This is a genomic window from Terriglobus sp. 2YAB30_2 (genome assembly GCF_052114765.1).
GTDB lineage: Bacteria > Acidobacteriota > Terriglobia > Terriglobales > Acidobacteriaceae > Terriglobus.
Genome location: NZ_JBFRFJ010000013.1, coordinates 155,695 through 166,810 on the forward strand (window position 1 = coordinate 155,695; position 11,116 = coordinate 166,810).

Annotated in this window: 12 protein-coding genes and 1 tRNA gene; 2 read left to right on the forward strand and 11 right to left on the reverse strand. The window is 58.8% G+C overall.

What is annotated here, in order from left to right; all coding sequences use genetic code 11:
- Positions 1-4: 4 nt before the first annotated feature.
- Together AB4Y89_RS18455 and AB4Y89_RS18460 are read left to right on the forward strand one after the other, a co-directional pair.
- Positions 5-1,075, forward strand: a complete 1,071-nt coding sequence (locus tag AB4Y89_RS18455) for a DUF262 domain-containing protein (RefSeq protein WP_442302410.1) — start codon at positions 5-7, stop codon at positions 1,073-1,075.
- A gap of 77 nt (positions 1,076-1,152) precedes the next feature.
- Positions 1,153-2,070 (forward strand): hypothetical protein, encoded by a 918-nt coding sequence (locus tag AB4Y89_RS18460; protein ID WP_442302411.1) that lies wholly within the window; start codon positions 1,153-1,155, stop codon positions 2,068-2,070.
- A 204-nt stretch (positions 2,071-2,274) separates the two neighbouring features.
- Here AB4Y89_RS18460 and AB4Y89_RS18465 read toward each other — a convergent pair.
- The 11 genes from AB4Y89_RS18465 to aroC all read right to left on the reverse strand — a co-directional run bounded on the left by AB4Y89_RS18465 (position 2,275) and on the right by aroC (position 10,754).
- Positions 2,275-2,362, reverse strand: a tRNA-Leu gene (locus tag AB4Y89_RS18465).
- A gap of 36 nt (positions 2,363-2,398) precedes the next feature.
- The gene (locus AB4Y89_RS18470) at positions 2,399-3,403 is read right to left on the reverse strand and encodes a magnesium transporter CorA family protein (RefSeq protein ID WP_442302412.1); all 1,005 of its coding nucleotides are present in this window, start codon (positions 3,401-3,403) and stop codon (positions 2,399-2,401) included.
- A gap of 3 nt (positions 3,404-3,406) precedes the next feature.
- Positions 3,407-4,450, reverse strand: coding sequence for an Asd/ArgC dimerization domain-containing protein (locus AB4Y89_RS18475; RefSeq protein ID WP_442302413.1), 1,044 nt, complete (start codon positions 4,448-4,450; stop codon positions 3,407-3,409).
- 22 nt (positions 4,451-4,472) lie between these two features.
- Positions 4,473-5,306 (reverse strand): CDP-diacylglycerol--serine O-phosphatidyltransferase, encoded by an 834-nt coding sequence (pssA, locus tag AB4Y89_RS18480; protein ID WP_442302414.1) that lies wholly within the window; start codon positions 5,304-5,306, stop codon positions 4,473-4,475.
- Positions 5,306-5,932 (reverse strand): phosphatidylserine decarboxylase, encoded by a 627-nt coding sequence (locus tag AB4Y89_RS18485; protein ID WP_442302423.1) that lies wholly within the window; start codon positions 5,930-5,932, stop codon positions 5,306-5,308. Before AB4Y89_RS18485 ends, pssA begins: the two co-directional genes overlap by 1 nt.
- A gap of 477 nt (positions 5,933-6,409) precedes the next feature.
- Positions 6,410-6,610, reverse strand: coding sequence for a DUF465 domain-containing protein (locus tag AB4Y89_RS18490; protein WP_442302415.1), 201 nt, complete (start codon positions 6,608-6,610; stop codon positions 6,410-6,412).
- 32 nt (positions 6,611-6,642) lie between these two features.
- A complete protein-coding gene (locus AB4Y89_RS18495; RefSeq protein WP_442302416.1) occupies positions 6,643-7,131 on the reverse strand; it encodes a GNAT family N-acetyltransferase in 489 nt (162 codons plus the stop codon).
- Between the two features lie 289 nt (positions 7,132-7,420).
- A complete protein-coding gene (tsaB, locus tag AB4Y89_RS18500) occupies positions 7,421-8,047 on the reverse strand; it encodes a tRNA (adenosine(37)-N6)-threonylcarbamoyltransferase complex dimerization subunit type 1 TsaB (protein ID WP_442302417.1) in 627 nt (208 codons plus the stop codon).
- Positions 8,044-8,970, reverse strand: a complete 927-nt coding sequence (gene fmt / locus AB4Y89_RS18505) for a methionyl-tRNA formyltransferase (protein WP_442302418.1) — start codon at positions 8,968-8,970, stop codon at positions 8,044-8,046. The genes tsaB and fmt overlap by 4 nt, the downstream gene beginning before the upstream one ends.
- A gap of 4 nt (positions 8,971-8,974) precedes the next feature.
- Complete coding sequence (gene def, locus AB4Y89_RS18510) at positions 8,975-9,484, reverse strand: peptide deformylase (RefSeq protein WP_442302419.1); 510 nt, start codon at positions 9,482-9,484, stop codon at positions 8,975-8,977.
- A 94-nt stretch (positions 9,485-9,578) separates the two neighbouring features.
- Positions 9,579-10,754 carry a chorismate synthase gene (gene aroC, locus AB4Y89_RS18515; RefSeq protein ID WP_442302420.1) on the reverse strand — a complete coding sequence of 392 codons (1,176 nt, stop codon included), beginning with the start codon at positions 10,752-10,754 and terminating at the stop codon, positions 9,579-9,581.
- Between the last annotated feature and the right edge of the window lie 362 nt (positions 10,755-11,116).

Below are 11,116 nucleotides of genomic sequence, written 5' to 3' on the forward strand. Positions count from 1 at the left end.
ATATATGAACAGGCGTCCGACAACGCAGGACATTACTTGGTTGCTCGACTTGAACCGGAATAATCAGCTCGACCTTGACCCTCCGTATCAGCGAAAGAGTGTCTGGACGAGCAAAGACCGTCAGTTCTTTTTGGACACCATCTTCCGCGACTATCCAAGTCCGGCGATTTTTCTTCACAAAACCATTGCAGCTGACGGCGGCTCTACATATCACGTCGTCGATGGCAAACAGCGCCTAGAGACCATTTTGCTTTTCGTGAACAACAAGCTCCGAATTTCTAAAGACTTCGGTGACGTACGTCTCAATGGCAAAAACTGGAAGCAGCTAGAAGGCGAAATTGAATTGAAAAAGCGCCTCTGGAACTATCAGATTCCTGTAGAGATGGTCGACATAGTCGAAGGCAACATCGTCAATGAAGTCTTTGACCGGCTCAACCGGAATTCGCGCCGATTGACTGATCAGGAACTCCGTCACGCAAAATTTGAGGGTTGGTTTATCACACTAGCTGAAGCAGAAGAAGAGAATGACAGCTGGAAGAAGCTGGGGATTGTGACGACATCCCGCGCGAAACGTATGGCTGATACCCAATTCATATCGGAGCTTCTGATCGTACTCATCAATGGCGCTCCAGTGGGATTCGATCAAGACGCCATCGATGTCTTTTATGGACGATACGATGACATTGACGAAGTCGAGAATTTCGACGAAGCCCACTTCCGCACCAATCTACTACGAACTAAAGAGTATCTCCTCGAAATGGAAAAGGCGGGAAACGTCGTTACGCGTTACGCCCGCACTTTGGCGAATTTTTATACCCTATGGGGCGTTATCGCGCTCAACCCTGCCGTCTTTCCCAATTCGTCCAATGCTGCGGTAACGGCGCAGAAATATACAGATTTCATGAAGATCGTGGAGTCTTTCTCTGCCGAGAAAGATGCTCCGGCTGGCAGTTTCCCGTCTCTTGCTTCTCAATATCCGTCGCATGCTCTTTATTACGAAAACAGCCGCGGAGCCAGCACTGACCTCAAGCCCCGGCAAGAACGACAGAAACATCTAGCGCAAGCCCTCATCTAAACACGATGAAGATCCCTGCCTCTCTCAGAGAAGCCTACGCAGATCAGCTCACTCGGTACCGTACGCTGCAGAAGCAGGTGGACGACTTCCTGCGCACTCACAAGCGCTCGGGCTGGCACTACGAAAGTCGAGTTAAGGGCGAAGAGAGCTTCACACTGAAAGTCGAATCTGGAAGAGTTAAGGATCCGTTTAATCTGGAGGACTTCTTCGCCGCGACGATTGTTGTACGTAACGGTTCGGAAGTCGCTGAGGCTGAAGAACTCATTCTATCTCTGTTCGATCTTGCTTATAGGCGCCCTGAGAGGGATTCTGAAACCCACAAGAGGCCGGACACATTCTCCTTTGACGATCTACGTCTCTATTTGCTCTGGAGAGACGATCCGTCTGTACCTCCAACAGGCTTTCACGGAGCACTCTTCGAACTCCAAATCAAGACCTTCCTCCAGCACGCTTGGTCGATCGCTACCCACGACCTCACGTACAAAACGGACGACGTGAACTGGAGCACGATGCGCATTGCGTTTCAGATCAAGGCAATGCTGGAGCACGCGGAACTTTCCATTCAGGAAGCGACGAACTTAGCGAAGTCGTCGGTGCTCTCGAAATCGGACTCATTTACAACGACCCTCAGGGCCTTTATCGAGATCGTCACAGCCCTCTGGGACACCAGCGATCTACCCAAAGATGTACGTCGCTTGGCTGAGAATCTCATGGATCTCGCCAGCATGGTCAAGCTCGATGCCACGGCATTTCGCACGTTTCTCGAGTCAGAGGCCAGCGCTGGTCGCGGGCCGAAGATGCTTAACCTTTCACCATATGGCGCGGTGATCCAGAGTTTGATTGACCAAAAGCCGGCGGATTTCCAGAAGGGTCTACAGTATCGTCTGAAGCAGCCACCAAACCGCTTTCGCCCTGTCCTTGTGACTAGAGAGATCGAAGTTCCAGCCTCTATGAAAGGTGCAACGTGGGATAAGGCTACTCTGACCATCGGGTAACGAGCGAAATCGAACTTAGATTAGCCAAACTAGTGTCTGTACCCGAAAGTGAGGGAATAGTTGGGCTCGGCGGTTGCCAAAGAACAGTTGAGCAACGCTGGTAGCCAGCGACGTTCTCTCAGAGCTCCCTGATCGTTTCCGCTTGCGAGAACGCCGATTGGGCAACAATCAAAGCTTTATTCCTAGATTTACAAGTGAGTATTTTGGTGCCGGGAGGGGGGGTCGAACCCCCACGACCGCAAGGGTCGGCGGATTTTGAGTCCGCTGCGTCTGCCAGTTCCGCCATCCCGGCTCGATTTCTATTCTAGAGCATTACAGGGAAAATTCCCTACAACCAGCCACGCCGCCGGAAGTACCAGTAGGGCAACACCGCCGATAAAACCATCATCACGATGGCCATCGGATAGCCCAGGTGCCACTTCAGCTCTGGCATGTGCTCGAAGTTCATCCCATACAGCGAGCCCACCAGCGTAGGCGGCAGGAAGATGACGGCCGCTACCGACAGGATCTTGATAATCGCATTCTGCTGAATGCTGATCATGCCCAGGTTGGAGTCCAGCAGGAACTGGATCTGCGACAGCAGATACGCATCATGCTCCAGCAGAGACTTGATATCCCGCTGCAGTGTCTTCAGGCGCAGGGCTTCGTTACGGTGCAGAGCTTCGTTACGGTCCTGGTGCGGTGTCTCGCCGTTCTCCTCTCCGGAGAGGAAGCCGGCCGCACGCGTCAGGCTCAGCAGGCTCTCGCGGGCACGGCCTGCCAGGTCGCCGCTGCGGCCGATCTGCCGCAGCATGGCAGCCAGGTCTTTCTCCACCGCCACCTTGGTTGACGTCGCGTCCTGCGCGAAGAGCTCGCCGGCCAGAACATCCAGGCCGTTGCCGATCTCTTCCAGGATGTCGGCCACACGGTCGACTACGGTCTCCAGAAAGGTCAGCACGGCATCGTGCGGGTGCTCGATGACCTTCGGCGTCTTATCCACACGCGCGCAGAAGAGCTTGAAGGCTGTGGGATCGGCATAGCGTAGCGTGACAAACTGCCTGGGCGTCACGATCATGGTTACGGCCGCCAGCTTGGGCTGCTGGTCGCGCGGACGGCTGACCAGCCGGACCGTGATGTACGAGGCGCCATCCTCGCGGTAGAGGTTGCTGCTGCTCTCCACCTCGGACATCTCTTCCCTGGTGGGAACAGAGAGCTCCATCGCACGTTCCACGGCGTGGTCTTCTTCCGGAGTGGGCGCCAGCAGGTCGATCCACGCGGCCTGCTGCAGCAGGGAGAGCGAATCGCCCTCGTCTATATGCAGCTTGCCGCCCTCCACATGAAACGACCGCAGCATCGGCTACTGCACCTTCCCTTGGGGACGCAGCTTTTCCAGCTCGACGGCGCAGGCAATCGCGTTCTGTGCGGCCAGCTTCAGGTTGTCCGCAGCCAGCCACAGCCACACGCGCGAGACCGGCGCACCGGAATCCTCGGGGAGGCGCACCAGGATCTCTTTCCGTCCCGCGGCGCTGACATTGCTTGGCGGCTCGGCGTCGCCCAACAGCACCTCGACGTGCTCGCCTTCGAGCGCGCGCTCCAGCAGAACCAACTCTATGGGCTGCGCAAACTCAAGCAGCACGCTGACGACATAGCCATGGAAGACCGGGGCATGCACAATCTGCAGCGCCGGCTCCGGCAGGCGTCCCGCGGCCAGCCGCGCAAAGTGCTTTTGAATACGGCCATCGGTGACTGACAGCCGCTGCAGGGCAGCGTCACCGAACTCAGGCAGCAGATTGAAGGCTGCCTGTGCGTCGTACTGTTCCTTGGGCAGCGACTGGAACGAGAGCAGGTTCAGCGTCTGCTGATGCAGCTCGTCCATCGCCTCCTTGCCCATCTGCGATGCCGGCTCATAGACCACCGCGGCCAGGCTCTTCAGCGGAAGGCTCTTCCCTGCACGTGCCGCGATAAGCGACAGCATCAGCGCCGCCGGATGCGCGGCGATCACCGCGACCGTGCTGAGGCTGAGCGCTGCGCCCGGGCCCTTGGCGGCCAGCACCTGCTCCACCCACGGACCCAGTACGACCGTCTCCGGCTGGTCTTCCATGGCATAGCTCAGATCCACAATGCCCACGCCTGCCTTCTTGGCGAAGCCCCAGCTATCGGCGGTCTGCGCGGCGGTGCCGACGAAGAAGACGAGGTCCAGGCCGTCGAAGGCGTCGGCGTCGATCTTCTGAATGAAGCTCATCTCGTCTTCCGTGGCCTCCAGCGTTCCGGCCAGCTCTTCATGGTCCAGCAGACGCACATCGGCGGCAGCCAGCACGCTTTGCCCCAACTCTTCATGCAGATCCTTGCCTGCCAGACTCGATGCGCCAGCCACGCCGACGTGATACACGCGTTCTTCCATCTTGATTTCCTTCCTGTTGCCGCTACGATGCGGTCTGTGTACGGCGGCGTCGCATCCATCCATAGCTCACGCGCGAGAACAGACCGTACACGGTATAGCTGAGCGCCAGCGTGATCAATGTAATCCCCGACCACAGGAAAAGCGGCACCACGGCCAGCGTCAGCAGAATCAGAAGCCGGAACGGATGGCCCCGGCTGAGGTTAATCTCTTTGCCGCTCCAGAAGCGCCAGCGGCTCACCATCAGGAACCCGACAAACGCAACGAACGACAACCACACCAGCGCGATCCAGATATTGTCGATCGGCTGGCCATCAAAGCAATGCACTACAGAAGCCACAACACCAGCCGCGGCAGGAATGGGCATACCGACAAAGTACTTCCGGTCTGGCCGTCCCGGATTCTGCGGCTTCGGGTCCTTGGTGATGTTAAACCGCGCCAGGCGGCTGGCTCCGCAGATGAGGAATAAAAAGCAGATGAACAGCCCCAGGTCCATGACCTTCTGCCGGAAGACCAGGTGGCCCACCATGGGCAGCATGCGGAATCCCCACAGGTAAGCCAGGATGCTGGGCGCCACGCCGAAGGTGATGACGTCCGCCAGGCTGTCCAGCTCTTTGCCGAACTCGCTGGCCGTGTTGGTCATGCGGGCGATGCGGCCATCCAGAGCGTCGAAGGGCATGGCGAAGGCAATGGCGATCGCCGCGCGGTCGAAGTACCTAGCGTCTCCGGTCGATACCGCCTGAAGGCTCGACATCACGGCGTAGTACCCCACGGCGATATTGCCCGCGGTGAACAACGACGGAAGAACATACATGGCGCGCCGCGGCTGCATAGGGCGGCGCTCGATCAGCTCATCCATCAAGCCTCCGAAGCAACGGGCATCTCCGCCAGAATGGTCGATCCGCCCTTCACCCGCGATCCCTTCTTGACCTTCAGCACCGCATCCGAGGGCAACAGAACGTCGACACGCGATCCGAACTTGATGAGGCCGATGCGCTGTCCGCGCTCAACCTTGTCGCCAACCTTCAGATTGCAGACAATGCGGCGCGCCAACAGACCGGCGATCAGCTTGAAGCTGATCTGGTAGTTGGGGCCGTCAACGCTGACCAGCGTCTGCTCATTCACCAGAGACGAGTCCGGCGAGAGCGCGTTCTTGAACAGGCCCGTCCGATGGTCGACCTGCGTCACCGTACCTTCAATGGGCGAACGGTTCACGTGCACATCGAAGACGCTGAGGAAGACACTGATGCGCAGGCGCGAACCGGCACCTGTCTCAATCCATTCGGCCTCGGTCACCTTGCCGTCCGCCGGAGAGACAATGACTCCCCTGCCCTGCGGGATCGTACGCGAGGGGTCGCGGAAGAACCAGAGAAAGAACACCGCCAGCAGAACCGGAATCACTGCCAGCCAGGGCCACCCGGTCAACGAGAGAAGAACCGCAACGACACCCAGGCCGAGCGCATACAGAAAACCGTCACGCACCATAAAGTTCTTCCGATTATAGAGCCGCAGGAAGAAAAGGTCGTTATCCGGGGTCTTTCCCAACCTGTACATCGGGTGCCCCATGTCCCTCGGGGACATGGGCATCGCGCTATGCGCGACCGCCTTTTACTCAATCTCCTAACCCGGGGTGCCCCACCCTCGCAACGCTAGGGTGGGCAAGGAGGCCACGACCTCCTACCCCGGTATGACTTTTTTGTTTGTCATTTCGGAGCGACCGGAGGAAAGCGGAGAAACTTGCTTCTCTACCGATTTCATTCGTCCGAACAAACAAAAGAATTCGAGCTCCGCTCGAACGTCCCATGTCCCCGAGGGACACCACCCCAACGAACAAGTTCGCCGGGGACCCCGGACATGGGGCACCCGGTATATGGGGAGACACACCAAGAGCCCGAGGCCTTACAACCCGGCCCTTACTGCCGGCTCAAAACCAAGACGATGCTCCGCAGCTCCGGAAAGAACCTAGTCCGTCCGGAGATGCTCCATGGCATCCTTCAACTTCAACTTCATCTTTTTCAGGCGAATCTCTTCCCATTGGTCAGCCGGCGAAAGCAGCGGATTCAGGAGGAGATGGTCAAGACGTTCAGAGTATTGCGCGTGTTCCATCTGTAGCCGGGTGAACTGCTCATGACGAAACGACGCCTCGGTGTGCGCAGGAAGCATGAAGACCTCCGTTCAAACTGATGCCAAGGACTCTACTCCTGTCCTTTTTCCGCGGCAACTAGCTCTTGTGGAAACTGAAGGGACATCAACACGGCATCTTCCACCGGGTCGCGATAGTACCGCCGCCGCAGCCCCTCCTCCTGGAAACCAAGCCCCTGATAGAGCGCCCGCGCCGCCCCGTTGCCAGTCCGGACCTCCAGCATCAGGCGGATTGCTCCGGCAGCCTGGGCCTCGGCCAGCAGATACCGCAGAAGCCCATTCCCGAGGCCGTTCCGGCGATGGGCAGACGCCACCACAATCGCGTCCAGCTCGGCGACCACCTCACCGGGAATCCGCAGCAGCGATGCCACGGCATACCCGGCGACATCCGCGTCGTCCTCGGCGATCACGACAATGGCGTCGCCGGATAGCAGTCCCAGCCAGTGAACCGGAGTCCACTCGGGCATTCCAGGCGTCGCAGCCTGCAACCGTTGCAATGCAGCCACATCCCGCTCCTCCGCCCGTCGAATCACAGTTGCCATACAGGAATTATCGCTAACCCATACACCGGGGTGCCCCATATCTGCGAAGCAGATGTGGGAGTATCGGGGTCCCCGGCGAACTCGTTCGCTGGGGTGATTATCGAGCGGAGCTCGATCCGTCGCGCGTCGCGCGATGACCTCAGCGGTTAAAACCGCGTTCTCTGTGGGGCTCAATACGGGACGGCTGAAAGCCGTCCCCTTAAGCAGAACAATTCGAGCTTCCGCTCGAACATCCCACCCATCGCGATGCGATGGATGGGGCACCCAGTTCGTACCAATCCTTAGCCCCTTAGCCCCGTTCCAAGGCCCGCTCGGCATCCGGGCGTCGCAGATACAGGGCATCCACAGCTTCCGCGGTCACTGCTCTCCCTGCATCCAGTGCCGCGAGAGCCAGCCCCAGGCCATCTTTTGCAGTTGGTTCGGGAACACGAACAACCGTCAGCGCATCCAGAGAATCGGCAACGCGTTCTTCGCAGACCACCACCGTCGCCTTCGCAGGAACACGGCTCAGCATCTCCTGCAGCGTTACCAGTTCCTGTTCCGTCGCGCTGCCCAGGTAAAACTCACCCCGCCCCGCATCCAGTGCCGCAAACATCGCCTCCGGACTCATCGCGCGGAGCACATCCAATCGCGACAGCGGAATCAGCCCAATGCCCGCCGCCTCGGACAAGCCCTTCGCCATTGCAACTCCGACACGCACGCCGGTAAACGATCCCGGCCCGTGCATCACGGCAATAGCATCCAGATCCGCCAGCGAAGATCCTGCCTCATCCAGTAGTTCCCGTACCGCGCGCATGCCATGCGAGGCCGCCATCCGAGGCGCAAGCTCCACCTGCTGTATGCCTGCTGCAGACGATAGAGCAACCGACCCGCCAAGGCCGCAGGTATCGATCAGCAGCAATCGCCGATCGCTCACCCCAGCACCTCGCCAGCCTTCACCTGATAGCCGTGCAGGAAATCGGCAGCAGGCATGCGCTTCTTGCCTTCGAGCTGCACTTCGTCCAGCACCAACATGGTGCCATCGGTGCAAGCTGCCAGCAGATTGCCGCCATCGACGCGCACCGCTCCCGGCTCTCCAACACCAGTAACCGCATGCATGCGATGCACCGTCAGCTTCTTGCCGCGGAACAGGGTGAAGCACCCCGGCCACGGCTGAAAGCCGCGCCAGCGATTCACATTCCACTGCGCCGTCTGGGCAAACTGAATACGCCCATCTTCGCGCGTCAGAATCGGAGCCAACGTCGCCTGCGATTCATCCTGCTGGTGTGGTGTGATAGTTCCAGCCTGCAATCCCGCGAGCGTCTCCACCATCAACTTCGCGCCCACCTCGGCCAGAATCGGAAACAGATCCACCGAGGTCTGCTCCGGCGCGATCGGGATCTCATGCTTCAACAGCATTTCTCCAGTGTCGAGTCCTTCGTCGAGAAGCATGGTGGTCACACCGGTGATCGTTTCACCGTTGGCGATCGCCCATTGGATCGGCGCGGCTCCGCGATACTTCGGCAATAGCGACGCATGTCCGTTGATGTTGCCGTAGCGCGGCAGATCGAGCATCCACTTCGGGATGATGCGGCCATAGGCCACCACCACGATCACCTCGGGAGCGATCGTCTCCAGCTCCGCGCGGAACTCCGCGTTGGTCTTGATCTTTTCCGGCTGCAGGACACGCAGCCCATGCGAAAGCGCCAACTGCTTCACCGGAGGAGCAACGATCTCCTGCGTGCGTCCGACAGGACGGTCCGGCTGCGTCACCACCAGGGCGATCTCATGCCCAGCGGCGATCAACGCCTGCAGCGTGGGGACGGCGAACTGCGGCGTACCGCAGAAGACCAGGCGCACCGGTCTACCACTCCCCGTTCTTCTGCATCTTGCGAATGCGACGCACCACCAGGTCGCGCTTCAAACGGCTGAGATGTTCGATGAACAGGATGCCGTTCAGGTGATCGATCTCGTGCTGGAAGGCACGCGACAGCAGCTCTGTGCCCTCGATCTCAAACCACTTGCCGTCGGCATCCTGCGCGCGAACCTTCACCTGGAAGGCGCGGTTGACCTTCTCGCGAATCTCCGGCAGGCTGAGGCAACCCTCTTCCTCATACTGCTTGCCGTCTTTCTCGATGATCTCGGGATTGATCAGCACGATCTTCTCCGCCGGATTCTTTTTGAACGAGAGATCGATGATGCAGAGACGCTTCGCGATATTGATCTGCGGCGCCGCTAGACCAATGCCCTGCGCCTCATACATGGACTCGAACATGTCCGCGACCAACTGCTTCAGCTCCTTGTCGAAGACAGTGACATCCTTGGCGGGCTTCATCAACACAGGGTCGGGATACTTAATAATGGGATAAATCATCGTCTTATATTCTTACTGTCATCCTGAGCATCGCGAAGGACCTTTTATTGTTGTCATCCTGAGTACAAGCGAAGGACCCGCTTTTGTCGTTGCGCTAGAAGTTACGAATCTGCACGCAGTAGCCTTCGAAGTTGCGCTTCAGTTCCTTCAAAGAATCGCCGCCAAACTTCTCCAGCACCAGCCGAGCAAGTGTCAGCGCCACCATGGCCTCGGCTGCCACACCCGCCGCCGGCACCACACATACGTCGGAGCGCTCATACGCCGCCTTCACCGGTTCACGGGTCTCAAAGTTCACCGATCCGAGCGGCCGACGTAGGGTCGAGATCGGCTTCAGATAACCGCGAACGATCACATCCTCGCCGTTGGAGATACCACCCTCAAGACCGCCTGCATTGTTATGGTCGCGCTCGAAGCGCGTAAACGGCCCATCTGCTTCTCCATAGGAGATGGCGTCATGAACCTCTGATCCTTTCGACTCCGCCGCCGTGACACCACGGCCGATCTCCACAGCTTTCACCGCCTGCAGGCTCATCACCGCCTGCGCCAGCAGGCCATCCAGACGCTCGTCCCAGTTCACGTGCGTTCCCACACCCGGAGGAACACCATGAGCGACCACCTCAAAGACTCCACCGATGGTATCGCCGGTGCGCAGAATGCCATCAACCTCGGCCTTCATGGCCTTCTCGCTCTCGGGGTCGGCGCAGTTCAGCAGGATCTCGTCCTTGCCGTGTAGAGCCTTGATCTCATCCCAGGTCACGGGGCGTTGCAGCTCAGCCTTACCGACACGAATAACGTGGCTGGCGACTTCAATGCCAAGCTCTTTCAGCAGCAGCTTCGCCAGCGCTCCGGCAGCAACGCGCGCCGCAGACTCGCGGGCGGAGGCACGCTCCAGCACATAGCGGGCATCGTGGAAGTCGTACTTCAGCGATCCGGCAAGATCGGCGTGTCCAGGGCGCGGAGACGCCACAGCCTTGTGCTTCGCAGGATCGCCCGGCTCAACCGGCAGAATCTCGGTCCAGTTCTTCCAGTCCCGGTTCTCCAGCGTCATCGCGATCGGCGAGCCGATGGTGTGACCGTGGCGAACGCCCGAAAGCACATGCGCCGTATCGCGCTCAATACGCATACGGCCGCCGCGGCCGTATCCCTGCTGACGCCGCCAGAGCTCGCGGTTGACATACTCCAGATCGACCGGCACCCCGGCGGGCATACCACTGACCAGCGCGACGAGACTCTCGCCGTGACTTTCACCTGCTGTGGAGAAACGAAGCATAAACATTAATTTTATCGCGAGATCGGGAGCCCATACACCCGGGTGCCCCATTCATCGCAAGTCGGGGACCCCGACGAACTTGTTCGTTGGGGGTGATATCGCGATGAGTGGGAGAGTAGCCACTATCTTTCAATCCAAACGAGTGTTTTTTGTCATTTCGTAGCGATAGCGGAGAAATCTGCTTCTCTACCGCGAACATCCCACCCATCGCGATGCGATGGATGGGGCACCTGTGATGTTTCAAGAGGTTGTTGTCCATCCGTTTGTATCTGGAGATTCTGTTTGTGACGAGCAAATAGAAGTTTCCGGAGGAACGGATGGACTATCACTATCATGCCCGATTGACGGTGCATGGTCGAAGA